Genomic DNA, 25,389 nt, shown 5'->3' with positions numbered 1-25,389 from the left:
TCTGCACACCCTGATCCTGGCTTATAGTACTTCTTCTAACGCTTTACCCAACTGCTGCAATACCGGAAGCAATTCATATTCTAATACATCAGCCAACAACACATAATCCTGATGCTCCATTGCAGACACCATTTCTCTTAAATTTTCATTCATTACATTCTCATCCATCATAATGTTATAATGGATCAGCCAATCCTTTGCGGCATGAACAACCTCGATGACCCAATGCAATCCATCAATAATTGGAATCAATAGATTCAATCCCTGATCTTCTTTTTGTCCTCTGAAATATTGTACAGTTTTTTCAATGGCAGGCGTTAACTTATACAGATAATTCTGCAATTCATTGAAAGCTTCTCCGATAATTTTATCCATTCTATCCGCCCTTTCTTTTACTTAGGTAATATCCCGTGTGGATATTCTATATTGGAAATTTCATCAGAATTCAGTTCTTCAGCAGCCTTTTCTTTAATAAATTCAAATCCTGCTTTCAAAATGAACAACATTTTTTTACTGTAATATATAATCACTTCCAATAGTTCTTTTTGTATATCCAAATTTCGTGCTAAAACATCCCATGTAATTTCCGTACCTAATTCATTAATCTTATTGATCGTTGCCATAATAGGATATTGAAAAAACATGTTTAAGCCTTGATCTTTTCTGATTTTTTTCACAATCTTATACTCCGTATAATCTATGGCATCATACACTTGATCCAGTTCTTCATCTGTTTGAATTCCATTCTCAATCAACGTCTTTGCATGTTGATTATGGGCTAAGCTCTTTTCGCATCTTTTTACAACTACGTCATACACTTTTGCCAATCGAATGAGGGACCGCAGCACCTTTCGATATGCTCTGTGGATATATTCTTTTTCAACTTCAATACTGTCTATAAGAGTTCTAAATTTCGGCAGTTCTTCTGAACAGTAATTTTCGATGACTTCTCTCAAGGGCATCACCTTGGTACCCTGAATATAGGCACCACCTTCCGTTGCATCGATACAATTAATTTTGAGGCTGCTGATGGCATTTTCGTAAATTTCTAGAAATTTTTTCCACACGAAGGTAGTAGGAACATCCCTGCCGTGGATATCTTTTACATAAATTTCAATATTACTTAAATCCACTTTTTCTTTGACAGCTGCTTCACTGGTATGGGATACGCCATCCGGTGAATAAGCCAAATCCTGCCCTACCAAGATAATGGGATCTGCGCCTAAAGCCAACGCCAAGCCCATTAATTGATGGGCAACAGAAGCTCCTGACCATACCATCCCCTTATCGTAGACCATTTTATTAAACCATTCTGCAATAGGTTCACTTTTAAATAAACTTAAGGTTTTGGTATTAAATGTTTGAAAAATTTCAGGTCTAACTACTGCCGGGGCTGCCAATACCGTATCATCCGGCATTTTTTTCCCCTTGTAAAAAGCCTCATACGTCAGCATAATTCTTTCTACCGAGCTTACGACATCAGGTACAATATTATGTTTTTTTAAAGACTCCATAGATCCGTCACAGGCTAATAACAGGGCTTTTCCCTGTGCAAGCTGAAGCTGATGAATATTTTTATCCAAGGAAGGACCTGAAGCAATAATGATAGCAGGCTTCCCTTTATAAATATTCCCATACTTTTTCATAAAGTCTTTAAGTCCAGGATTCTTAATAATGTGCGGCAGATTTCTAATTCTATTGTCAATACCTATTAATGTGTCATCTATACTATTTCCTAATGTAAACATTAAAGTGGATTTAAAGTCTGATATGCATTTTAATATCTTCTTGCAATATCTTACATAATTCATATCTGCTATGGGCAATATCTGGGTCTGTATGGATAGAATGTTTACGAAAAATTTTCTTAACATGCTTTTTATTTGTATTGTCAATTCATCTTTTTCAAAATCACCCAGTATAAAGAATATTTTCCCCGCCAGTATAGCATCAGATAAATCCACATAATATAGTAAATTTTTAAAAATTATTTTATTCCTTTCTATTACTAGAAGGACAGATTTTTCATTGAGATGATTGAGTATTTCCAGCAAATGATACCCCATCCCTACGCCAATTGCTAAAATCAGACTTCGATTAATTGTGTAGTCTATATTTTGGGTGATCTCCTTTGCTTCTTTGTAAGGATTATAGAAACTATTGTACAGAATATAATTTCCATCTTCTTTTTTAACCTTTAGAACATGGCAGCCATTCATTCCTTCAAAAACAATACATTCATCTTGATCTTTCAGGTCAATATCTTCTATAACCTCTACGATATATGGCTGTGATTTCTTGAACGCATCAATATTCCTTTCATATATTGTCTGATTCATACTAACCCCTCGTTTTAGTGATATATGTGTCTATAAATGGTTCCATCTCATATTCTATAATATCGCATAACAAAACGACATCCTGATATTCTATAGCCTGCTGCATAATATATAATATTTCATTAAACTCATGGATGGTTTGAGATGCTATCAAATCATTTTTCGATAAATATTGCACCACCGCCTCAATTTCCTGATTCAACAAGACCTGAGCATCATTCCATTTCCCTGTGCGCAACATTTTCTTCAAATTTTCAACTTTCGCCGCATTCATCCTTCTTTTCTCCTTTAATAAATATAGCCAGCATGAAGTCGCTGGCTATATTTATTGAATTTTTACTATCTTAATAATTGTAGTACCCCTTGTGGAGCTTGGTTAGCTTGAGCTAACATCGCAGTTGCTGCTTGATTTAGGATATTTTGTTTTGTAAAGTTCATCATTTCTCTAGCCATATCGACATCTCTGATTCTTGATTCAGAAGCTTGTAAGTTTTCAGCAGCAGTATCTAAGTTCTTGATGGTATGCTCTAAACGATTTTGAATAGCTCCAAGCTTAGCTCTTTGCGTAGAAACAGCCGTCAATGCTTTGTCTACGATACCAATCAAAGCATCGGACACAGACTGTCCAACACTGATTTCTAAATCTGCTGTGGAAATGTTGATTAAAGTACCTGATGCCTGCATATTTGTGAATGCAATGGCAATATTTTGTCCAGTATTGGCACCAATATGGATTACAACGGCACTAGGTGCAGCCGTACCAAGTAATCTTTGGGTGTTGAACTCTGTATTGTTTGCAATTCTAGTGATTTCTGAATGTAATGCAACCAATTCTTCCTTGATAGCCAATCTGTCAGCAGTTACATTTGTGCTATTTGCACCTTGTACAGCCAACTCTCTCATCCTCTGAAGAATGGCATGGGTTTCATTCATTGCACCCTCTGCAGTTTGCACTAATGAAATACCGTCCTGGGCATTTCTTGATGCTTGCTGCAAACCTCTGATCTGCCCTCTCATTTTTTCAGAAATAGCAAGACCAGCAGCGTCGTCTCCGGCTCTGTTGATTCTGAATCCTGAAGAAAGTTTTTCTAAAGACTTGCCTTGTGCTGCGTTGTTAATTGCTAATTGTCTGTGGGCATTCATTGCCATTAAGTTGTTGTTAATTCTCATAATATATTCCTCCTTGATTTTTCATTTGGCATCCTTGCCAATATTTCCAAAATAAATCATACTTCTTCGGCCGAATGAAGTATCATCATGTTTTACGTATATTGTATCGGCATCTGCTTATTATACTTTATAGGCATCTTGCTATTTTTTTTGAAAAAAATTTTTTAAACCTGTCATATCCGGATAAATATTGGCAGCCTCCATATTTTCTTTGATGATTTCCTCATATACTTCTTTCCTGAATATTTCTATTTTTTTCGGAGCTGTAATTCCTAATTTTACTTTCCCCTCATCCATGTCTAATATCTGAACCTCAATCATTCCGTCTATGATGACGCTTTCTCCTTTTTTCCTTGATAACACTAACAAATTCATCCCTCCTAACCTTCCATCGATTCATGCATGATGAAATATTTAGAGGGATATGTAGCATCTTCTAGTATCAATTGTTTCCCTAATCTGCTATGGATATTGATAATCAGAGGCGCCCTCAGATTTGCGGTCATTTTGCGGATATCCTCCGGAATCACTACAATAGTTAATATTATAATATCTTCTATACTCTCAATGTTTAATTTTTCTATCACGCTATCCGGTATAGCAAAATCATAATCCTCTTTCAGAATAAATGGATTCACAATGGCAAAGGCCAAATCCGTATCATCAACACACTGCAGCCAGTGAAATGGATTATCCGGATCTGGATTTTTTAAAATGACATATCTTTTGAAATTTTCAAAGCCGGGGATTCCTTCGGGAAAATCTATCACCGTGTGCTCGTCAATTTCAATTTCCCCAAAATGTTTTGTCTGTAATTTCAATGTTCTTCACCTCTTTTTATCATTCATGCATATTTGAAAAAGGTCATGTGGCACTGGGCTGCCATGACCTTCTTTTCTGTTAACCTTTTACATCCAAATGATTCCCCATATATTCCATATGGATACTGTTTTTTTGTCTTAAATAGATTTCCGTATTCCCTCTTATATAATTGATCATGGGTCTATTCACCTGAACCTCAGAATTTACTTTTCCTTCAATAATTTGTATATCCACATTTCCTCCGACAAAATCAATCTTGGGGCGGCTTTTCGGTATGATATCAAAATTGAACTCGTGATTTCCAAAAACCATTGAATTTTCCTCTGCTTGATCTGCAATTGGATTTGTATTCAAATGAATGGACGCTAATTCATTCCCCTGTCGTACAATTCGATCTATCCCTTCGGCAACTCTTTGTTTTGCATAAGCCGTGGTATCTATAGCCATGTCTAAAATATTTTTTAGACCTGCTTCAGCAAAACACTGCCGCTGATCGATCTGAACTCTGATCTGTTGGGAATGAATTTCCACTTTCGGATGAACTATCATTAGCTCCATATCTGCCTTCGGCTGCTGTATCTCTAAACTTCCCTTTGTAGTATGGATGCCGATAAGAGCAGGTGTCGTTGTAATTCTAAGGTTCATATGTATCACCACCACTCATGAAACTATCGTATAAAATCAATCAGAGATGGCTGAATCGCTTTTGCTCCTGTGGACAGAGCAGCCCTATAGACATTTTCATCATTTTTGAATTGCATAATCACTTCTGCCAAATCTGCATCTTCGTTCTTGGAAAGCAATTTCGTAAAATTTAGATAATCATTATCAATTCGATTGATAGTCAGTTCCATTCTGTTAGTCTTTGCCCCGATTTCTCCTCTCAAGCTTAGAACATTTTCCATATGCTTATCTATTCTTGCAATAGTTTGTTCAATTCTAGTTTGTTCATTATTCTCCAGTGCATAACTAAAGTCTTCAAATAGTGCTATCAATTCCGCTTTTCTACCCGGGATGGCATCCCCTTCGTTCATATTGACTTGGACTCCATCTAAATTTGTATTGTATGGCGGTGCATTTTCCGTTGTCGTTGCTCCAAACAGCTTATGTCCTAAAATATTAACTACCACTTGGTCTGCTACTCCTACATTAAATTTCATTATCTCTGCATCCCTAGAATCAATATTATACGTTCCGTTATCTTGGAGCAGGGCTTGATTTGTCTTAAAACCTGAAAAAATATATTTCCCGGAATAAGTAATATTCGCAAGTTTTATAAGCTGTTCTCTTAACTGATCAATCTCCGCCTTGATTTTTTCTTTGTCATTTTTGGTTTCTGTCCCATCAGCACTGACCGCCAGTTCTCTTGCCCGTTGCAAAATATCGCCGATATCCGATATAGCAGACTCGGTAATTTCTAACCAGGACAGTGCATCTTCTGCATTCTTTTTATATTGTTCCAGTTCTGACCGAGCCGTGTTTAATTCCAAGCTTTTGGACACACCAATGGGATCATCGGAAGGCATATTGAATTTTTTTCCCGTAGATAATTTTTGCTGATGCTTATCCAATCTAAGCAAATTTTTATTTAAGTTCATCAACAATCTGTTGCTCATCATGCTATTGGTAACTCGCATAATTTTTACCTCCTTGGGCGGAACAGTCTCTTAGATTAGCGTCCTACAATCCCCATGCCATTAATAATCTTATCCAGCATCTCATCGATCGTCGTAATCATCCTGGCCGAAGCATTGTAGGCATGTTGGAATTTTACCATATTGGCCATTTCTTCATCCAAGGACACCCCGGAAATCGCCTGCCGATTATTATCAATCTGATTGATCAGTACCTGCTGGTTATCGGTCATGCGGGTAGCCTCCTGGCTGTCTACTCCAAGATTGGATACTAAAGATTTAAAGAAATCATCTGGACTTCCCCATGTAAACATGTTTACATCATACCTCATTTTTATAAGCTCTAAGGCATTGCTTCCGTCCCCTGGGAGTGCACTCCCAAATCCATCATCATTTAAAGCAGCTGCAATATTATTCAGGCTATTCATCACATCGGAAGATACATCTATCCGATTGGCAACTACCGTATCCACTTCATACCAGATACCGCTGCTGTCTTGAAAGATCGTCTTATTGGGATAATTTTTCTCATAATTTGAAATAATTTCTTCCGGTGTAGCACCAATCAACGGCTGGGACGGCGGGGTAGTGATAACGGCAGGCATATTAAAGAAATCTATGCCATTCCCTGCACCGGAAAGACCATAGCCTTGGCGATGCTGCATATTAAATCTGGCAGCAAACACCGTAGTAAACCGGTTCAGTCGGTCCATATAGTAAGGAATACCTTTCGTATTGCCCGATATATTATCTCTGATATCCAGAATTCCTCGCAATTTCCCCGATTTGCAATGGAAGGTTGATCCGTTTTCCCATTTTACTTCCAATAAATCCTTTTGATCCACATAGTTTTTCTCCACGGCACGCTTTTCAACCGCCAACTTCTCATAGTGAAAGTGGGATACCAAGCCGATGCCATTGATGGATACCTTGAATTTTCCATCGGTGGTCTCCTGCACTTCAATATCTACCAATTCCGACAGCTTGTCCACCAATAGGTTTCTCTGATCCCTTAAGTCATTGGCACGGCTTCCATCCAATTCAAATTGAAAGATCTGTCTGTTCAGATTGGCAATCTGTTCTGCATACCCATTGATCTGATCAACGGTAGTTCTTACCGCAAAATTCATATTTTTTTGCATATCTGCAAGCTGATTATACATATGGTTTAAGGTTTTGGTCAACGCAATGGCCCTCTGCCTTACCTGGGCTCTGACCGTCAGATTGTCTGCATTACTGCCCTTGCTCAATTCTTGCAGTGCAGCATAAAACTCATCCATAACCTTTCGTATACCGCTGTCGGAAGGTTCATTCAAGATGGCCTCAATCTGCTGCAGGGACTCCCCCCTGGTCAACCACTCTCCATAACTGGTATTCTCCTGGCGATATTTAAAATCCAAAAACTGGTCCCTCAACTGCTGAATACTATGGGTATCTACCCCCGACCCTATCATTCCCTGGCCGTTGGGCAGGGTCAAAGGCAGAGACTGGGTTACATTCAAACGCTGTCTCGAATATCCCGGTGTATTGGCATTGGCAATATTATGGCCGGTGATATCTAAGGCTCTTTGACTGGCAAAGAGTCCGGAACGGGCGATATTAAAACCAAAAAAAGTCGATCGCATCTGCATCCTCCTTATATTTTAGCGTCAAAAACGTTTGGCCTTCTGTTCAAATCTTTTTCATTGGCTTTGTTGCCATAGGCACTGCCCTTGGGACCGTTGCTGGTCAGCAGATTTATGTTAAACTCCACATACTCCAAGGCCTTGTGGATCAATTCACTGTTGAATTGATTGATCCGTCGGATTTCATCTAAAAGATTCGCCAATCGGTCCTTACAGGCCAAGACTCTGGCTTTGTCCGGCTCTTCCATCAGATTGGCCAATTCCGTGATATTTTCCACCTGTTCCACATGCTTCTCCAGCAAAATATTGCCGATAATAGCTCTCCTTACTCGATCGGCTTTCCCCATCCTGACGATCATGCTCTGTTCCAGCTTGGTAAGATGGTCCAATCCTTTGATATCTCCCTTGATCACAGCCTCTTTCTTTTCCTTTGCCAAATCCAGATAATCCTTATATAAATCACACTCTTGCTGGAGAACGGTTAAAAGCTGTTCTATCGACTTTGACATATTTCTCCCCCTCATAGACGAAGTTGAAGGCAAAATACCTCCAACTGCAATCCACTAAATCTTTCGATCCAATATGCACTCTGCAATTTCCTCTGCGGAAGGATGATAGTTGCCTGATTTTATCTGTTTACTGATTTCATTCACCTTGTCCTTTCGGATATCGGGCAATTTTTTATAGGCATTCAGTGCCACTTGAAGAGCCCTTGCTTGCTCCGAGATCTCCACCTTATCCTTCTCCTGTTTGAATTTGGATGCCTTGCCCACACCCTCTGATTTCTTTTGATATGCACCCAATATCTTTTGCACATTGGGATTGTTTGTAATCTTCATAAAAAAATACACCCCGCTTTCCTCCGATTCTTCTGTTTTTAGTATCGGCAAAAGCAAGATGTTTCTTTATGATTTTTTATGAAATTATCTTCTCTTTTTCATTTCTGCCGTAAACATCCTGTCTTTTTCAAGCTGCTTAGGCTTGTCCACCCTTGTAAACCCACGCTTGAGTTCTACTTCTATTTCATGGGCGCAAGCATCACAGAATCTTCCCGTTCGAATGGCTTTGCCGCACCGCTCACAATCCAGCACCAAAGACCCTCCCTCTCCTAAAATCTCCAGCTTTCCCTGGCGTAGATAGCGAAGGATCCGATCCTCCTCCACCCCTGTTTCTTCACTTACCTCTGTGATAGTGGCCCCCGAATGATCGTAAAGATATTCTTTGACGATCTTAAAAAGTTCTTCATCTTCCCTGGCACACTTAGGACATATTTTACTGACCCCAGTATATTGAAATAGCTTTCCGCATTGTTTGCAGTTTCTGATATCTGCCATCGATACTCCCTCCAACTTTCTATATTTTGATTTTCACAGGTTCAACCTGTAAGAATCTTTTTTTCTTTTATAGATTTTTGCCCGTAGCAAAGGTAATAAAATAGATTTCTTCAGGTTCTGCCTTTCTGATTTCCTTGCAGCAGGCATCCATGGTACTGCCCGTCGTATATATATCGTCAATAATTAAAATTTTTTTACCGGCAAATTTCTTATAATCTACAACCTGAAAAGCATCCCTTAGGTTTTCCCTCCGTTCCTCCCGATTCAACTGATTTTGTGTTTCCGTTTCTTTTATGCGAAGGATATTTTTCTTCTCCATGGGTATTCCCAAAGCATCCGCCACATATTTTCCAATGATTTCCGATTGATTGAATCCCCTTTCCCTTTCTTTTTTCCTATGGAGGGGAACAGGTACAATCATATGGATTTCGCCTAAATCCGTTTTCCTCAGGCGATCCGTCATCATTTGCCCAATGGGATGGGCCAAATACCTTTTTTGATGATATTTCAATGGATAGATCAGCTTTTTGACTGTATCATCATATTCCACACAGGAAAATCCCCGGGTAAAATGATGGGACACTATCATGCAATCGGGACATTTTTGAGGCAAGTACAAAGGTTCCAAAGGTTTGCCACACTTTTCACAAAAATGGAATGTAATAAATTTTACCCGATCCCTGCAGGGGGTACACATAGAATATTTTTCTGTTTTTTCGATACCATCACCGCAGAGGATGCAGTGAATATTGCGGGGATAGATAAGATCCAACCCTATATCCACAGCTTTGCCTATATACTTTTTATACCCCATGGCCTTCTCCTCCAACCAATTTTGACGAACTCCTACGATTTTCAGCTGACCGCTAACGGCTTCACGCAATCACCCGGTCGCCCCCCATTTCTTTTCCCTTGTACATGCGAATATCCGCAATATCTACCAAGTTGGTAATATCATTGGTGCAATTGGGATAACAGGCGATGCCGATGCTTACGGTAATTTCCACCTGCTCTTTCTGCAACTGCTCGATGGCGGGCGCCGCCTTTTTCACATTATCTCTGATCCGGTCTGCCACCATGGCCGCCGTTTCATAATCCGTATTGGGCAGGATCACAGCAAATTCTTCTCCTCCGTATCTTGCAGCATAGTCTGTATCCCGTATGCTATTTTTGATGATCTTGGCAATCTGAACCAGCACTTTGTCGCCTACCAAATGGCCGTATCGGTCATTGAATGCTTTAAATCGGTCTATATCAATCATGAGCAGGTATAGCTTATATCCCTTCTCTTTTGCCGCCTGTATTTCCACCTTGAGTCTTTCATAAAACTGCTTATGATTATATAACCCTGTCAAGCCGTCCTGGATGGCCCTGTTCCGCAGCTGCTTATACAGACTGTCATTTTCAAGAATCATTCCGATCCGAGATCCCATCATATCCAATAACTCAATATCTTCCAGGGCATAATTTCCTCCTTTTTTATCATACACACTCAAGGTGCCGATAATCTTATTCCTCAGGAACAAAGGGATGGCCGTAGCCGTCTTGATCTCCCAAAGGTCTTGGGATATATTCCGGTAGATGTGGAAACATTCCTCCTCTTTGCAAGTTACCCTCCCCTTGTTTTCAATCACTTGTCTTTCAATTCCTTCTCCTTGTCGAAAAATCATTTGCTGAAAAGCCTCTTTGGGTACCCCGTAGCCGGCTTTTGCCGCCAGCAAATCCTTTTCTTCATCATACAACATGATGAGGCATGCTTCAGCATTCACCGTTTCTGCGACAATCTTCGTAATATTGTTCAAAATCTCCTCCGTGCCGGGAAACCGGTCAATCATTTTGCTGATTTTATACAAACCCTCCAATTCTCGAATCTTATGGTCCAGCTTCTTTTTGCGGATGCCTTCCATGCGGCAGAAATAACCGATCACGAAGGCACCCCCGTAGACATAGCTATGGATGATGAAACTATTCAGGATATTGGTATCCGTAAAGACCATCTTCAAAGCGATGGTAAAACAAATTCCTAAAATAACCAGTCCCCCTAGGGACGAGTACATCATGGCAGCCGTCAGTATGATAAAAAAGTGGAAAATGGCATAGGATGCATTTTGATACCCTCCGATATAGAAAAGCAATATATTCACCAGCAAAAAATTCCCGATAATCTTAATCTTGAAACGATGCTGCTCCGACTGGATAGGTACCTTTTGCAGTCCAAAAATATAATTCAATGCCAAGAATAAGGTTGTCAAAATCCCTACCATTTTATAGTTCCAGATTTTTATCGTAGCGATATTCAGCAGGGCAATCATTACAAAAGTCGTAATTTTAAAGATGATATAATATTTTCTATGCGTCAGATCCCTGATCATATTTCTCCCCCCTATCCCTCGGCCTGACAATATTTTATCATAATTTTTCAACAATTTATATCAGATGGAGAAAATCTCTAAAATTCTATCAAATTTTCCGTCAAAAACTTCCTCAGCCTGATCCCCAATCCGGAATTTCTTCGAAGAATCCGATGGTTATCCACCATCTCCTTCAAACTGTTCTCCATCCCCACCAGCACCACCAGTTCCTTCGCCCTGGTTACTGCCGTATAAAGAAGATTTCGGGTAAGCAGCATAGGGGGACCCCAGCAGACAGGCATCACCACCACGGGAAATTCACTGCCCTGGCTTTTATGGATAGTAATGCAGTAAGCCAATTCCAGCTCATCCAATTGGGAAAAATCGTATTTCACCAGTTTTTCATCATCAAACAATACCAGCATCTCCCGCTCTTCATGGTCAATCTGCTGGATATAACCAAAATCTCCGTTGAAAATGCCTTCCCCTTCCTCTGCTTCTCCAACTTTTTTCCATTTTAAGTTATAATTGTTTCGGATCTGCATCACCTTGTCTCCCACCCGAAAGACCTTTTCCTTCATGGCTTTCTCTTCCTTAGATTTGTCAGGGGGATTGAGAATGGCCTGCAGCACGTTATTCAGCTGATATGCCCCTACATGCCCCTTTTTCATAGGGGTAAGGACTTGTATATCCTTGATGGGATCAAAATTATTGTAATTGGGCAGCCTCTCCTTGCATAGGGATTGGATGGTTTCCCCAATTTGCTCCTGGGTTTTCTGGCTAATAAAATAAAAATCTTTTTCTTTCCGGTTGATATAGGGATATTGGCCCTTGTTGATGCGGTGGGCATTGACAATAATCATGCTCTCCCGGGCTTGTCGAAAAATCTCCTCCAGTTTCACCACAGGAATGATCTGGCTGTCTATGATATCCTTCAATACATTGCCGGGACCTACGGAAGGGAGCTGATCCACATCTCCCACCAAGACCACCCGGGTCCCTGGAATAATAGCCTTCAACAAAGCCTTCATCAGCAGGATATCCACCATGGACATCTCATCAATAATGACCGCATCCACAGCCAGGGGTTCTTCCTCATCCTTCCCAAATCCCATGGCAGTTTCTTCTTCCCCAAAGGAATACTCCAGCAGCCGGTGAATCGTCTTGGCTTCCCTGCCCGTTGCCTCGCTCATTCTCTTGGCTGCCCTCCCCGTGGGCGCCGCCAAGGCGATGGTAAGGTTATGCTTTTCAAAGAGCTTGATAATGCTGTTGATGGTCGTGGTTTTTCCTGTACCGGGTCCCCCTGTAATGACAAAAACACCGTTTTCGTTGGCTGCCCGAATGGCCTGCTTTTGATTTTCCGCCAGTTGTATTCCCTCATTTTTTTCCAATTCCTCGATCTCCCCCTCCAAATCCTCCGAAAGAAGTTTCATCGGTTCCTTTGCCAGCTCCACCAGCTTCTTGCATACATAGAGTTCTGCATAAAAGAAAGGCATTCCGAATACAACAATTTCCCCTTCCAGATTCTCCAGTTGAATCTCGTAATTCAATGCAAGATTCATCACGCCCTCCTCCACAAGCTCCCTCTTTACTTCCAGCATTTTCGCCGTGGCTTCGATCAATTCTTCCCTGGGGGTATAGGTATGTCCCTCCAGATGATACTGTCCTAACATATATTTGATGCCGCACATGATACGGTAGGGAGATTGGGGGTTCATGCCCATCCTTTTGGCAATGGTATCTGCCATTTTAAATCCTATGCCTAGGATATCATCGGCCAATCGATAGGGATTTTCCCGTATCAGCTCCACCGCCTGGTCTCCATATTTTTTATAGATCTTTACAGCATAGTTGGGAGTAACGCCGAATTGCTGTAAAAACAGCATGACCTCCCGCAACTGCCTTTGTTCCTGGAAAGCTTCCGCAATCATCTGGGCCTTGGCTTGTCCGATTCCTTCCACTTCCATCAATAAATGGGGACGATATTGGATAATGTCCAGGGCATCCCCGCCAAATGTATCCACAATCTTTTTGGCTGTTTTGGGTCCTATCCCTTTGATGACCCCCGAGGCCAGATAGCTTTCGATGCCTTCCGGGGTATTGGGAGTCACCTGGCGGTAGGATAGGATTTCCAATTGTTCTCCATAGATGGGATGCCGTGTCCACTTTCCTGTGACAGAAAGACTTTCCCCCTGATTGACCACGGGCATATAGCCCACGATGGTAACCGGTTCCTGCTCCGTCTCAAGGATTGCTACAATATAGCCATTGGCTTCATTTCGAAATATAATCTCCGAGAGTATCCCTTGTACTTCCACAGCCATCGCTTCCTCCTGATGTTTCGATATTTATCATTATATCATAAAAAAATCTTTATTTTTTCCGCCAATCTGCCGAAATATATTATAAGATATAAGTATATCATGGAAAAATGCATCTGCGCTTTTCACTTTCTCACAGCTGCCAATTGGTTATCAATGATGGATGACTTATGACAAATCGTTTGGGCTTTCAATTTGCAACTTTCAACTGTAGAATCTATGATGATTGGGAGAGAAATTTATGAGCATAAAGGTTACGGACATCCATAAGCAAAACCTTTTGGGAAGAACCCTGCCTAGAGATCCTATAAAAATGGAAAGAGACACTGCCGATACTTTTGAAGTACGCCTAAAGCAGCTAAAGGGACAATCTGTCCAGGAAAAACTCACCCATCTTCTTGCTGCCATCGACGAACAGGCGGAAAAGTTCAACCATAAGCTTTATCTGGGAGATTTGCTGCAATATAAAAAGCTTGTACAAAATTTCCTTGATCTCGCCGTACGCAATACCTATCAATTCTCCAAGGAAAGTTTTCTGGATCGCCGGGGCAGGCACAGAATCTTTTCCATTGTAAAGGAAGTCAACAAAGAGTTGGAGAATTTGACCCGGGAGTTTTTGAAAAATGAAAAGGACAACATCAAGGTGCTGAAAAAAATCGATGATATTCGCGGCCTGCTCATTGATCTGTTCATGTAGCCCGGTCTTTTCCCGGGCCTTTATTCTTTTTTATAGGATTCGTCTTTCTTTGTCCCTACGGTTTTCTTCAATACCCGCACCAGTTCAACAATTTCCTTTTTCAGCAGGACAATATCCCCCTTGGTAGCCGGTGTATCATAGGCTTCCCACCACCCTTCCGCGGCCCCATGGCCTTCCTCCCCGTCCCCATGGAAAAAGGCATGTCTTTCAACCAATCTGGCATGATTGATGTGCTGATGGACAGTCCTTAACCGCTGCAAACATTCCACTTCCATTCCGTTCTTTAAAACAAAGATGCTGTGATCTCCTTTTTCCTTTATTTTGTCAATGGCGTATAAATTGATATATCCGCAGGCCCCGTCCTTACGAAACATCGGTTTTCTTACCTTCATGGGAATCAGAAGCAAATCTCGATGTATCGGAAGGGGTACACGAAGTCGCTGGTGAATCAATTTTCCATACTTTTCCCTGCAATGCTCCACGTGTACCGCATAATACCTGCATAATGCTTTGAGGACTGTTTTCACAACTCTGCTGTCTATATAAGCATTTCCGTCGGCCGTAATGATCTTTGTAGCATTGCCTTCGGCGGGTACGTAAGCAGGAAGCAATGCATAAATTCCTTTTTGAATCAGCTCATCCAGTTTTTCCATTCCCTCACCTCATCTCGAACGTAAGTTCGATATCTTTATTATAACTTGTCCCTGCCATTTTTGGCAATACATCATATGCATAAAAAAGAAAAATGAGCCCGGGATGATGCCCGGGCCTTTGGTTAAGCAATTATCTCTGTCACATCGGTAGCAACGATTCTGGCTGACTCGATTTCTACCAATTCCCCACTATTTGTGCGAAAGATATTTTTATTGATCACAAGCTCCATGGCAGCCTGTACGTCAGCCCCTGTAATGTTGTCTCGCACATCATCCACCGTAATTTTTGTCGTCGTTCCCAGTTGATTCTTAAAAATCATTTCCAACCGTTTCTCCGCCATCCCTTTCTCCCCCCTTTCCTTCAACTCTCCATAAAATCAGCCATTATCCTTGAATGATTTTCTTCTCATCCACCCTTCCGATGCTTGTCACGGGATACTTCTGCAGGCCTGCAAAGGCACTGGCTACCGCATAAACATCCTCATCGGAAGCTTCAGGTTTTACGTTGGCATAGGTTTTTGTCCCCATGATTTCCCTTCCGTTTCCGTCCACCCCCTTGCTGTATGTGATTCTAAGTCTTGAAAGACCGGGCATCACTTGGATTGGCATATCTGTCACCTCCCTTCATAGATATAGATGGGGATTTCTCCAAAAAATTAGTATCCTCCCCCAAAATAAATTTTTCTACAGCAGCCCCCTTAGTTTTCTGATGGCCGCATCCTTTACTTTTACAACCGTCTGATAGTGGACCCCCAAATCCTGGGCAATCCTTGCCAGTTTTATTCCTTGGATAAAATGCAACCCGATGATCCTTTTTTGCTTATGGGTGAGCTTTTTCAAAGCTTGCCCCAGGCTGTGGGAGATTTCCCTCTGCAGGATCTTCTCCTCCACCGCCGTGTCGTCAGCAGGCAGCAGATCCAAAAGTCTTATTCTTTCTTCTCCATGATCCACGTAGGCATCCAGGGAAATATCCTGCCTTTTTTGCCTTCCTAAATCCATGTAAAAGAATTTCAACTGCTGCTTCATATATCCTAAAAAGGGCACCCCCCTCTCCCCGTCAAAACGCTCCGTTTCCATCAATATTTTCAAGTATCCTTCCTGAAGCAAATCCTCCGGATCTTCCGTCCCAAAATAATATCGCCTGATGGAAGCAAGAACCAGAGGCGTCAATCTCCTCAGAATTTCCTCCTTTGCCTTGAGATGCCCCTCCTTGCAGCAGGCAACCAATTCCTTCATCTCGTAGTCCATAGATCTTCCTCCTTGATTCCAGGAGGACCGGTCCTCTCATTGCATACCATGGTATAGCTCCATTGTAGATGCCATAGACAAAAAAAGAAAAAGCCGACTTATTCGTAAGTCGACCTTCTCTTTGTATTGCACAACCTCCAACGCTTTTTCCTGTATCTATGCAGAATGTGGATACATGCCTTTTTCATTTTTTCACTCCCATTTCTGCAGGGAGTGCACTGTCGGAAAGGTCCCCTGCCACTTTTTGAAAGTTCCCCTCAATCAGATAAATGTTTTCCAACTCATCCGATAACCTCTGCACAATTTCCTTCGTGGCATCTTGGGAATGATCATCCAATACATCCACCGCAAATCCATGGCCATGGACAATTCTCAACAAACCTTCTATATAGCCTTCTCCGTCTTTCACCACTAGGGTGATTCGCCTGGGCACCTTCTCTCTGTGCCATTGGTATCGATACAAGAACTTCTTCACAAATTCCAAGATGCCATATAAAAAAAACACCCAAAGCAACCATTGCATCCATATTTGTCGTCCCATCCAGATACCCCTTTTTTTCATCCTATGCATCTTCCTGTACATAGGTAACAGAAAACCCCGACATCGTCATCAGGGTTTCAGACTGAAGATAAAGCAATGAAATACTTGGGAACCCTTGAGATTCAGGCTTCGTCGCGAATCAGCAAGCCGCTTTTTTCCTTAATTCTTTTATTCAGAAAAGCGGCGCAGGTCTGAGCAGGAAGCCAAATCTCAAGGGTTTGTCTACATGCAAAAACCCCGACATCTTCGGGGTTTTTGCAAACTATTCTCCAAGGGCTTCTTTTCTTAAGATTTCTGCCTTGTCTGTCTTTTCCCACGGCAAATCCAGATCGGTTCTTCCAAAGTGGCCATAGGCTGCCACCTGTCTGTAGATAGGTCTTCTCAGATTCAGATCTCGAATGATGGCTGCCGGTCTTAAGTCAAAGTGCTTCTTTACAAGCTCCACCAGCTTTTCTTCGCTTACTTTCCCTGTTCCGAAGGTTTCTACCAAAATCGACACAGGCCTTGCCACACCAATGGCATAGGCAAGCTCAATCTCACACTTATCGGCAAGTCCTGCCGCCACAATATTCTTGGCAACATATCTTGCTGCATAAGCCGCTGAACGGTCAACCTTTGTGGGGTCTTTCCCGGAGAATGCACCACCGCCATGTCTTGCATAACCACCGTATGTATCCACGATGATCTTTCTGCCTGTTAGGCCGGCATCTCCTTGAGGTCCTCCAATGACAAATCTGCCCGTCGGGTTGATATAATACTTTGTTTTGTCGTCCAATAAATGGGCCGGTACAACCTTCCGGATGACATGCTCAATGACATCTCTTTCGATTTGGGCATGGCTTACTTCCGGACTATGCTGTGTAGAAATTACAATGGTGTCTACACGTACAGGCTTGTCATCTACATATTCAATGGTTACCTGTGTCTTTCCATCGGGTCGCAAATACTCCAGGGTGCCGTTTTTTCTTACCTCTGCCAATCTTCTCGCCAGCCTGTGGGCTAGAGATATAGGCAGGGGCATTAATTCCGGCGTTTCATTGCATGCAAAGCCAAACATGATTCCCTGGTCTCCTGCACCGATGGCCTCAATGTCATCGCCCATTTCACCTTTTTTGTGCTCTAAAGCTTCGTTAACACCCATGGCAATATCCGGAGACTGTTCATCGATGGCTGTCAGCACGGCGCAAGTATCGGCATCAAAACCGTACTTGGCTCTGGTATAGCCAATCTCTTCAATGGTTCTTCTCACAATCTTCGGTATATCCACATAGCACTTTGTCGTAATTTCTCCGGCTACCAGTACAAGCCCTGTCGTCACCGATGTTTCGGCTGCTACGCGGGCCTCCGGGTCTTCTGCAAAAATAGCATCTAAGATGGCATCTGAAATTTGGTCGCAAATCTTATCCGGATGTCCTTCTGTTACTGATTCTGATGTGAACAATCTTCTTGTCATTTGTATACCTCCTCTTTTTCCCCTATATTTTTTGTATATGATAAATTTATCTTTGAACAAATGCATACTTTGGTGAGTTAGCGCCGTCGTTTTTCAGCTGCCAGTTACCAGCTGCCAGTCGATTGTCCCTAATCAATGGATGATGTTGCTGACTTCCAATTTATATTCTACCCTAGATTCATATAAAAAAACCTCTTCATCACAAGAAGAGGTTTGTTACCAAATTGTCCTCATCTTTCAGATTACGTGATCTGTAGGATTTAGCACCGTGTATTGCTACCGGTTGCCGGGTTTCCTTGGGCCTATTCCCTCCACCGCTCTTGATAAGGCATCAAGATTTCTATTCAATTCAACAGAAAAAATACTAACATGAATATCAATAAATGTCAACAGTTTTTTTGCGAAAAAAATAGATTTTTCCTCTATAAGCTATTGCATCTTATAAATCCTATCTAAAAAAATTTCAAAGTCTTCCAAATGATTTTCTATTACTTTTTGCAAAATAGCCAAGTTCAGCTTTTCATAGTTGTGGACAGCGATATTTCTAAATCCTATCATCTTTTTTATCTTTTCCAATAGCGCATCATCGATAATCTTATGATGATTCAACACTTCAAAAGCATCTCTGCTGTTTTGAGGAATGCCGAGTTTTCTATCGGAAACAATATACATGGCAATATCAATCGTTGCTTCCACAGCCCTCTGGATATTCAGAACAATGGAATCCTGTTTTGTATAATCCTTTAAATTATCAGGATTTTCATCATAAACTTCTCTAACCCGCATCATACATCTTTCGATAATGCTCATTTTATTATATAAAACATCTTTAACCATATATTTTCCCATCCCTTTCAATGGCATCCAATATCATCTTTCTTTCCTCATTCAGTTTTGCATAGTCTTTCAATGCTCTAATATTATAATAAGCCATTTGCTGTTCATCCTCACAGTACAAAACCTCTCTTGTTCCAACAATCTGAGCAGCAAATACAGTGGTGGTATCCTTTAGGTGTACAATTTGGACGTCCCTCTTCACTTCAAAAGAAAGAAGATTGGCAGCTAGAAAAAGATCGTATGGACCGATCACCTCATCGGTATAGATAGCCAAATCAATATCGCTGTCTTCCCGACCCTCTCCCTTGGCAAAGGAACCAAAAAGATAAATAAATTTTGGCTTAAATTTTTCCCTTAAAAAATCTACTATTTTCTTTTTGCATTCCTCCGATAGATGCATTTTTCCTCATTCCTCCCACAATCCCTTTGCCCTTTCTTCCAGTCTTTCTTTTCTAGCTTTCCCTTGTTCCCCGTCAATAATAATATGGATTTCCAGTATATCTCCTTCCCGGGCATCTTGGGGCAACAAGGTCTTCGGCAGTTGAAACATTCCCTTATCCCCCTCGATGACTGCCCATTCTCCCTCGATACGGTCCAATACAAACATGCCCTATTCCCCCTTGAATACTTCTATCTTCTGCCCGTCGCTTTCCATCACAATGGTGCCGTGGCGATCCGTCCTGAGGATTTCAATTCCCCTATCCGTCAATTTTTTCAGCGTCTCCCGATGGGGATGACCGTAAGAATTTCCCCGTCCGCAGAGAATCACTCCATACGCCGGGGACACGGCTTCTAAAAATCCATCGGAAGTAGAGCTGCTGCTGCCATGATGTCCTATCTTGAGGACATGGGCCTTCAATAAGGCAGGGGAATGGCTTGTCAGCATTTCCTCCTCGGAAAGGGCCTCCGCATCTCCCGTAAAGAGAAATACGGCATCCCCATACTGAAGTCTTAATACGGCGCTGTAGTTGTTCAATTCCTCATATTCTTCTGAAAGGGGCCCCAGAAAAACCCCTTGGACTCCTTCCAGCATCAGGCTTTTCCCTCCAAAGACCGGGGTAATCTTCAGCCCTTTCTGTTCCACAGCATCCAGCACATCTTCAAAGGTTTTTGTGGGATGGACCACCTTGGGCATGTAGATTTTCTCCACTTCCAATTGCCGGATGACCCGATCCAATCCTCCTATATGATCCTCATGGGGATGGGTGCCGATGACTGCCTGGAGAGAAGAAACTCCTTGATCTTGCAGATATTTCACAACCCTCTCTTCATCATCATTTCCTCCTGCATCGATCAGCACGGCTTCCCCCTTGGGGGTTTTGATCAAAATGGCATCTCCTTGTCCCACATCAATAAAGTGGACCTCCAGTACCTCCCGCCTATTTTTTTGATCCATGCCCGCAGGAACATTTCCCCCAAGCTCTTCCATTGTCCCGCAAGCCGTTATCCAGAGGGCAACAATGATAATGATAAAAATGAATAGGCTTTTCTTTTGCTTCATATTCTGTCTCCTGTCTTGTAGATTATTAACACTCGCCATTGGCTATCGGCTATCAGCCATCAGCTTACGTGAACTGGTAACTGGCAGCTGGTAACTGGCAGCTCATTAGAATCCAAAAGCTGCATGGCTTAGGATCATCATGATGAGTGCCGCAATGCAATTCCCCCCAAAAATAGCCAAAAATGCAGGTTGAAAGCGCATATCCAAGAGGGCCGCCGCAATAGATCCTGTCCATACCCCCGTGGAAGGCAGGGGAACGGCCACAAAAATGAGGAGCCCGTAGGCACTGTATTTTCGAATATTTTTTGCCTTTTTCATGGTCCGGCGGGTCACCCACTCCACCAGCTTCCTAAAAAAAGAAATTTTTCTCATCTCCCGAAAAACAGGCTTCAAAAACAGCAATAAAAAAGGCACCGGCAAAGTACTGCCGATTAAACCCAAAACCATGGCATGGAGAGGGTGCATTCCCAGGGATACCCCAAAGGGTATGGCCCCCCTTAACTCCACCACAGGCATGGCCGCAATCAAAATTACCATAATCTCATCCGATAAAAATTTTATGATATCCGTCATTGTATGAATCTCCTTCTACAATTTCCCAGGTTAGCGGGCAACTTTCCCTGCCGTTTTATGCTTCCCTTCATCACCATTATATCGGATATCATCCTTTTTATGAACACAGATTTTCATTTTGAAAAAAACATCCTTGTCTGAACCTTATCTTAACCTTCTCCTGGCCTCCCGATTGAGTCCTTCCGTACGTATCTTGAATATCTCCTCCCATTCTTTTTGGAAGGTCTTATAGACCATGGGATACTTTTTCTTAACCCGCAGAATACTTCCCGCGATTTCCTCGTCCATATGGGCAAAATCCTTCATAATATCATGGGGCAGAGAATCCATAAAGGAGTCCAGCATCTCCTTGGAGGCGTAAGTACGAAAAAACAATTTCATGGCTTCTACATAGACGACGGGGAATATCTCCTGATCCCGTGCCATCCGTTCTAACTCCATATCCAATTTTGCTGTTCTTTCAATCTCTTTTTTCCTTTCCCTCAATTCATGGTTTTTAGGATCCATATAACACAGCAAGTCCACAAATATTTGGGCTTCCCGGAAACGAGCTGCCTCTACATATCCTTCCATCTCCCAAGTCAGGTCCTCCCGGATCATCTGTCTGTCATCTTCGTCCTCCACAGTATTCCACAGCTTCCGGATGCGATTTTGAATCTTGGAGATTTCTCCCCATTTTGTTAATTCGATGGCTGTATTGATCCAAGCAATGAATATATCAATATCCTTGGCTTGTTGTGATTCCAAAGAAGGAATCATCTCTTGAAGAAGATTCCACAGGTCATTATACCTTCCCAATTCTCCTAGAATAGAAGCACGCATCTGCTTATATTGCCACATATCTTTTATGCCGACCTTGTCCCTTTCGAGGACATCCAGTGCTTCCTCAAACCGCTCCACTTCCATCAGCATTTTGATTTTGATGGCAATCACTGCATCTTTTTCATCTTCCTTCGCCATATCCATGACCGTATCCATTCGGCGATAGAAGCCTTCCATATCATTCTGGAAAAGGGCGACATTGGCCAACATCAGATGAATCGACAGATTGTCGGGATCCATGTTTTTTACTTCATTCAACAGTTCTTCCGCCTTCTTAAAATCCTTGAAATAAAGGTACATCCATACCCTTTCCATGATTTTTTCAATTTTGTCTCCATATTTTCGCTGCAAATCATATTGTTTCCTTTTTACAGGATCCCGCAGAGTTTCGTAAGCACGACGAACGGCTTGAAATTCTTCGGGATGGGTTTCCGGCGGAAAGGCCCTTACCTTCTCCATATACTTTTCCCTGATCTTCTCCGGTCCCGCATTGGCCCGTGTTCCTAATATTTTATAATAATCTTCTATTTTTTCTTTTTGCTTTTTTCTTTTTCGGAAGCCAAAATTCAGCATTTCTTCACCCCTTTACAGTTCCAAATCAATGAGTATGTCGGTTCCTTTATCAATAGCCTGCTGCAGTTTTTCTTTATCTGCCTCCCTTAGGGCCTCATCCAGCAGTGCTATCACCTTTTCTGCCCGGGGTTTTTGTTTTTGTCCAAGGGTCCCCTTCAACTGCTCTGCCCGGGCTTTCAATGCCAAAGCCTCCTCCATCAGCTCATCAAGAGTTTTTTCCTCTTCATCTTCATCTCCTATGGCATTCCATAGTTCATCCCATATTTCTTCTTCAACTTCTTCCCCATCCTGTTCCTCTAAGAGTGCCTCCAGCTTTGCCTTGCTTTCCTCAAAGGCCTCCTTGGAATCACGATTCAAAGCATCCTGGACCGTTACAGTCATGGCCTTCCCTGTGGAGACACATTTTGCCGTTACTTCCAAGATTCCGTTCAGGTTATATCGGAAGGTTACCTCAATGACCTCGGCCCCTGCCCTATTGGCCGGTATGCCTTCCAGCAGAAATTCACCCAATCGGCAGTTGTGCTTTACCCATTCATGTTCCCCCTGATAAATTTCAATGGAAACGGCCGTCTGTCCGTCATGGGTAGTGGTAAACTTTTCCGTACGGGTTACGGGAATAGTGGTATTTCTGGGAATAATGACGCAGAATCCTCCCGGCCGGAAAGCCATGAACTTCCATTCCTTCAAGACGGCAATCCCCATGGAAAAGGGCGCCACATCGGTGACGATCAATCCGCTTTTTGCCAATGCACCGGATTTGATGCCGGCCTGCACCGCTGCCCCCAAGGCTACGGCTTCGTCGGGATTGACATCATTTCTGGGGTTTTTCCCGAAAAAGTCTCGAATTAATTCATACACCCTGGGTATCCGTGTGGATCCTCCTACCAGCAATATATCATCAATGTCTTCTGCCTTCAGCCCTGCATCCCTTAATACGTTTTCCACGTGCCCCATGGTCTCCTGCAAAAGATCATCAATCAAATCAATAAATTGTTGCCGAGTAATTTCCACAGAAAGACCGATGGGGTGATCATCCTTTACTGTAACAACGGGAAGGGATAAGGTTGCCTTTGTTTCTTTCGAGAGCTGCATTTTTACCCTTTCCGCCTCTTTTTTCAAAAGGGCCTTGGCACGGATGTCCTGTCGGGGATCTACCCCATCCCTTTCTATCATATGTTCTGCCAGCCAATCCACAAGCCTCCAGTCGAAATCTTCTCCGCCCAAATAATTGTTGCCCGTGGAGGCCTTGACCTCCATGATGCCACCCATCATTTCTACAATCGATACGTCAAAGGTCCCCCCTCCCAGGTCATAGACCAGGATATGGCGGTCATCTTTTAAATGATTCAAGCCAAAGGCCAAGGCTGCCGCCGTAGGCTCATTGATGATTCTCTCCACCACGAAGCCTGCCAGCTCACCCGCCTGCTTCGTAGCCCTCCTCTGGGCATCGGTAAAGTATGCGGGTACAGTGATGACTGCCTCCTTTTCTCCTTCCCCCAGCAGGGCATCCACGTATTTTTTCAATTCTTTCAGGATTAGTGCCGAAACCTCTTGGGGCAGCAGTTTTTTGTCGGCAATGGCAATTTCCTCGTGACTGCCCATTTTTCGCTTTACGGCTGCAATCGTTCTGTCGGGCATGGCTACCAATGCATCTCGGGCATCCTTCCCCACCACTACATTTCCATTTAAATCTACCAGCACTACGGAAGGTATGATTTTTTCCCCTGCAGGGGAAGGAATGATTTCCGGCTTTCCCCTATGGATATAGGCCACAGCCGAATTGGTCGTTCCCAAATCGATTCCTACGATGGGTCTAAAGGATGCACTTTTATCATTTTTATCATGCTGATTCATTCCTCTTTTTCCTCCTCTTTTATTGTAATCACCTGGGCTTTCCGCAGTATGGTCCCGTCATAAAACACAAAGCCTCGCCTGATGACATCAACCACTTCATAGGGTACATAGGCCTTGTCCCCATCGGCTGCCACCCGATCCAGGGCCTCGCACAGATGAGGATGAAAGCTGGTCCCCAATACAGGTATTTCCTTGATTCCCATTGTTTCAAGGCACAAAAGCAATTGTTCTTGCCAGTTTCTAAGCAGCTGATACCAGCTATCCTGACTGTTTTCGGAAATTTTGGCACACAGGGCGTCCATATCATCCACCCAGCGGATGCAGAAATCTGTCACGTTTTTTCTTTGTGCTTCCCATATCCTTTGGCGGTGCAAAGCTTCCTCTTGCTGCCTTTGCCGTTCTTCCATCCCTCGGACAGTTTCATCCAACAGATCTAATTTCCGTTGCAGCTCCTGGGTGGTTTTATATTGCAGCCTCGAAAGCTTGCTGATAGCCTCCCCATGTTCCCACAGATTCTCGTCTACTCTCCTTGTCCCTTCCAAAATTTTATCGAGACAATCCCGTACCCCGTCATTTTTTTTATCTATTTCAGCGATTTGCATCTGTAATTCTTCTATTTTTTCTTCCACAGCAGTTTTCTTACGCTGAAACCAAAATTTCCAATCCATGTCATTCCTCCTCCGCTGTTCCGTGACAGGGGACGGTTCTCTGTCACGCTTGAACTGTGTTTTCTATTTTTTTCATTTTAGCATATTTTGTTGAAAAATATACATTTAAATTATCTCACTAGAAAAAAAGAAGTGTACCTATGCACACTTCCATGAAATAAGGCTAAATGATATTTGTACCTGACAAAAATGGTGACCCATCCGGGAATCGAACCCGGGTTACCGCCGTGAAAGGGCGGTGTCTTGACCGCTTGACCAATGGGCCATTTTCCAAAATATATTTTACGACAAATTTTGCAGTTTGGCAATACCTTTTTCGCACAAAATATTTGATTGACAAAATAAAGGAATTCTCTTGCTTTTTTGTAATATA

Annotated in this window: 30 protein-coding genes, 1 tRNA gene and 1 riboswitch; of the genes, 1 reads left to right on the top strand and 30 read right to left on the bottom strand. The window is 42.4% G+C overall.

Annotated features, from left to right (window positions below):
• Positions 1-21: 21 nt before the first annotated feature.
• The 15 genes from AN619_RS06450 to recD2 all read right to left on the bottom strand — a co-directional run bounded on the left by AN619_RS06450 (position 22) and on the right by recD2 (position 13,599).
• Positions 22-375 carry a hypothetical protein gene (locus AN619_RS06450; RefSeq protein WP_068555892.1) on the bottom strand — a complete coding sequence of 118 codons (354 nt, stop codon included), beginning with the start codon at positions 373-375 and terminating at the stop codon, positions 22-24.
• Between the two features lie 17 nt (positions 376-392).
• Entirely contained in the window at positions 393-2,339 is a 1,947-nt protein-coding gene (locus AN619_RS06445) for a motility associated factor glycosyltransferase family protein (RefSeq protein ID WP_068555891.1), read from the bottom strand.
• 1 nt (position 2,340) lies between these two features.
• Entirely contained in the window at positions 2,341-2,613 is a 273-nt protein-coding gene (locus AN619_RS06440) for a hypothetical protein (RefSeq protein ID WP_068555890.1), read from the bottom strand.
• A 65-nt stretch (positions 2,614-2,678) separates the two neighbouring features.
• Positions 2,679-3,509, bottom strand: coding sequence for a flagellin N-terminal helical domain-containing protein (locus tag AN619_RS06435; RefSeq protein ID WP_068555889.1), 831 nt, complete (start codon positions 3,507-3,509; stop codon positions 2,679-2,681).
• A gap of 141 nt (positions 3,510-3,650) precedes the next feature.
• Positions 3,651-3,884 (bottom strand): carbon storage regulator CsrA, encoded by a 234-nt coding sequence (csrA, locus tag AN619_RS06430; RefSeq protein WP_408645604.1) that lies wholly within the window; start codon positions 3,882-3,884, stop codon positions 3,651-3,653.
• A gap of 5 nt (positions 3,885-3,889) precedes the next feature.
• Positions 3,890-4,330 carry a flagellar assembly protein FliW gene (gene fliW, locus AN619_RS06425; protein ID WP_068555887.1) on the bottom strand — a complete coding sequence of 147 codons (441 nt, stop codon included), beginning with the start codon at positions 4,328-4,330 and terminating at the stop codon, positions 3,890-3,892.
• Between the two features lie 79 nt (positions 4,331-4,409).
• Complete coding sequence (locus AN619_RS06420; protein ID WP_068555886.1) at positions 4,410-4,976, bottom strand: DUF6470 family protein; 567 nt, start codon at positions 4,974-4,976, stop codon at positions 4,410-4,412.
• 23 nt (positions 4,977-4,999) lie between these two features.
• Positions 5,000-5,968 carry a flagellar hook-associated protein FlgL gene (flgL, locus tag AN619_RS06415; RefSeq protein WP_068555885.1) on the bottom strand — a complete coding sequence of 323 codons (969 nt, stop codon included), beginning with the start codon at positions 5,966-5,968 and terminating at the stop codon, positions 5,000-5,002.
• Between the two features lie 35 nt (positions 5,969-6,003).
• Positions 6,004-7,590, bottom strand: coding sequence for a flagellar hook-associated protein FlgK (flgK, locus tag AN619_RS06410; protein WP_068555884.1), 1,587 nt, complete (start codon positions 7,588-7,590; stop codon positions 6,004-6,006).
• Positions 7,591-7,601: 11 nt separating this feature from the next.
• Positions 7,602-8,099 carry a flagellar protein FlgN gene (locus tag AN619_RS06405; RefSeq protein WP_068555883.1) on the bottom strand — a complete coding sequence of 166 codons (498 nt, stop codon included), beginning with the start codon at positions 8,097-8,099 and terminating at the stop codon, positions 7,602-7,604.
• Between the two features lie 54 nt (positions 8,100-8,153).
• Positions 8,154-8,429, bottom strand: a complete 276-nt coding sequence (gene flgM / locus AN619_RS06400) for a flagellar biosynthesis anti-sigma factor FlgM (RefSeq protein ID WP_083525013.1) — start codon at positions 8,427-8,429, stop codon at positions 8,154-8,156.
• 84 nt (positions 8,430-8,513) lie between these two features.
• The gene (locus AN619_RS06395) at positions 8,514-8,924 is read right to left on the bottom strand and encodes a TIGR03826 family flagellar region protein (RefSeq protein ID WP_068555881.1); all 411 of its coding nucleotides are present in this window, start codon (positions 8,922-8,924) and stop codon (positions 8,514-8,516) included.
• A gap of 67 nt (positions 8,925-8,991) precedes the next feature.
• Positions 8,992-9,807, bottom strand: a complete 816-nt coding sequence (locus AN619_RS06390; protein ID WP_068555880.1) for a ComF family protein — start codon at positions 9,805-9,807, stop codon at positions 8,992-8,994.
• Positions 9,800-11,296, bottom strand: a complete 1,497-nt coding sequence (locus tag AN619_RS06385; protein ID WP_068555879.1) for a sensor domain-containing diguanylate cyclase — start codon at positions 11,294-11,296, stop codon at positions 9,800-9,802. The genes AN619_RS06390 and AN619_RS06385 overlap by 8 nt, the downstream gene beginning before the upstream one ends.
• A gap of 77 nt (positions 11,297-11,373) precedes the next feature.
• The gene (gene recD2 / locus AN619_RS06380) at positions 11,374-13,599 is read right to left on the bottom strand and encodes an SF1B family DNA helicase RecD2 (protein ID WP_068555878.1); all 2,226 of its coding nucleotides are present in this window, start codon (positions 13,597-13,599) and stop codon (positions 11,374-11,376) included.
• A 238-nt stretch (positions 13,600-13,837) separates the two neighbouring features.
• Here recD2 and AN619_RS06375 point away from each other — a divergent pair, with 238 nt between their 5' ends.
• Positions 13,838-14,293 carry a YaaR family protein gene (locus tag AN619_RS06375; protein WP_068555877.1) on the top strand — a complete coding sequence of 152 codons (456 nt, stop codon included), beginning with the start codon at positions 13,838-13,840 and terminating at the stop codon, positions 14,291-14,293.
• A 20-nt stretch (positions 14,294-14,313) separates the two neighbouring features.
• Here the strand turns inward: AN619_RS06375 and AN619_RS06370 are convergent, their stop codons facing one another.
• From AN619_RS06370 to AN619_RS06300, 15 genes are all read right to left on the bottom strand, one after another.
• Positions 14,314-14,946: a hypothetical protein gene (locus AN619_RS06370; protein ID WP_068555876.1), complete on the bottom strand. Its 633-nt coding sequence runs from the start codon at positions 14,944-14,946 to the stop codon at positions 14,314-14,316.
• A 122-nt stretch (positions 14,947-15,068) separates the two neighbouring features.
• Positions 15,069-15,287 carry a DUF2922 domain-containing protein gene (locus tag AN619_RS06365; protein ID WP_068555875.1) on the bottom strand — a complete coding sequence of 73 codons (219 nt, stop codon included), beginning with the start codon at positions 15,285-15,287 and terminating at the stop codon, positions 15,069-15,071.
• Between the two features lie 43 nt (positions 15,288-15,330).
• Positions 15,331-15,555 (bottom strand): DUF1659 domain-containing protein, encoded by a 225-nt coding sequence (locus AN619_RS06360; RefSeq protein WP_068555874.1) that lies wholly within the window; start codon positions 15,553-15,555, stop codon positions 15,331-15,333.
• Positions 15,556-15,630: 75 nt separating this feature from the next.
• Entirely contained in the window at positions 15,631-16,194 is a 564-nt protein-coding gene (locus AN619_RS06355; protein WP_068555873.1) for a sigma-70 family RNA polymerase sigma factor, read from the bottom strand.
• 184 nt (positions 16,195-16,378) lie between these two features.
• Positions 16,379-16,735 (bottom strand): glycosyltransferase family protein, encoded by a 357-nt coding sequence (locus tag AN619_RS06350; RefSeq protein ID WP_157064932.1) that lies wholly within the window; start codon positions 16,733-16,735, stop codon positions 16,379-16,381.
• 262 nt (positions 16,736-16,997) lie between these two features.
• Positions 16,998-18,188, bottom strand: coding sequence for a methionine adenosyltransferase (gene metK, locus AN619_RS06345; RefSeq protein ID WP_068555871.1), 1,191 nt, complete (start codon positions 18,186-18,188; stop codon positions 16,998-17,000).
• Between the two features lie 227 nt (positions 18,189-18,415).
• A riboswitch (SAM riboswitch) is annotated at positions 18,416-18,518 on the bottom strand.
• 99 nt (positions 18,519-18,617) lie between these two features.
• Positions 18,618-19,025: a type VII toxin-antitoxin system HepT family RNase toxin gene (hepT, locus tag AN619_RS06340; protein WP_068555870.1), complete on the bottom strand. Its 408-nt coding sequence runs from the start codon at positions 19,023-19,025 to the stop codon at positions 18,618-18,620.
• Positions 19,018-19,425 (bottom strand): type VII toxin-antitoxin system MntA family adenylyltransferase antitoxin, encoded by a 408-nt coding sequence (gene mntA, locus AN619_RS06335; protein WP_068555869.1) that lies wholly within the window; start codon positions 19,423-19,425, stop codon positions 19,018-19,020. The genes hepT and mntA overlap by 8 nt, the downstream gene beginning before the upstream one ends.
• A 6-nt stretch (positions 19,426-19,431) precedes the next feature.
• Positions 19,432-19,632 (bottom strand): DUF3006 domain-containing protein, encoded by a 201-nt coding sequence (locus AN619_RS06330; protein WP_068555868.1) that lies wholly within the window; start codon positions 19,630-19,632, stop codon positions 19,432-19,434.
• A 3-nt stretch (positions 19,633-19,635) separates the two neighbouring features.
• Complete coding sequence (locus tag AN619_RS06325; protein ID WP_068555867.1) at positions 19,636-20,526, bottom strand: ComEC/Rec2 family competence protein; 891 nt, start codon at positions 20,524-20,526, stop codon at positions 19,636-19,638.
• A 105-nt stretch (positions 20,527-20,631) separates the two neighbouring features.
• The gene (locus AN619_RS06320; RefSeq protein ID WP_068555865.1) at positions 20,632-21,099 is read right to left on the bottom strand and encodes a COG2426 family protein; all 468 of its coding nucleotides are present in this window, start codon (positions 21,097-21,099) and stop codon (positions 20,632-20,634) included.
• A gap of 144 nt (positions 21,100-21,243) precedes the next feature.
• Positions 21,244-22,494, bottom strand: a complete 1,251-nt coding sequence (locus tag AN619_RS06315) for a J domain-containing protein (protein ID WP_068555863.1) — start codon at positions 22,492-22,494, stop codon at positions 21,244-21,246.
• A 12-nt stretch (positions 22,495-22,506) separates the two neighbouring features.
• Complete coding sequence (locus AN619_RS06310) at positions 22,507-24,348, bottom strand: Hsp70 family protein (RefSeq protein ID WP_068555862.1); 1,842 nt, start codon at positions 24,346-24,348, stop codon at positions 22,507-22,509.
• The gene (locus AN619_RS06305; RefSeq protein ID WP_068555860.1) at positions 24,345-25,016 is read right to left on the bottom strand and encodes a nucleotide exchange factor GrpE; all 672 of its coding nucleotides are present in this window, start codon (positions 25,014-25,016) and stop codon (positions 24,345-24,347) included. The genes AN619_RS06310 and AN619_RS06305 overlap by 4 nt, the downstream gene beginning before the upstream one ends.
• 190 nt (positions 25,017-25,206) lie before the next feature.
• Positions 25,207-25,281 (bottom strand) — tRNA-Glu (locus AN619_RS06300).
• Positions 25,282-25,389 lie beyond the last annotated feature (108 nt).

The organism is Thermotalea metallivorans (assembly GCF_001562415.1).
In the GTDB taxonomy this organism is placed as follows: Bacteria; Bacillota; Clostridia; order Peptostreptococcales; family Thermotaleaceae; genus Thermotalea; species Thermotalea metallivorans.
This window is presented reverse-complemented; position numbering and strand designations above follow the sequence as displayed.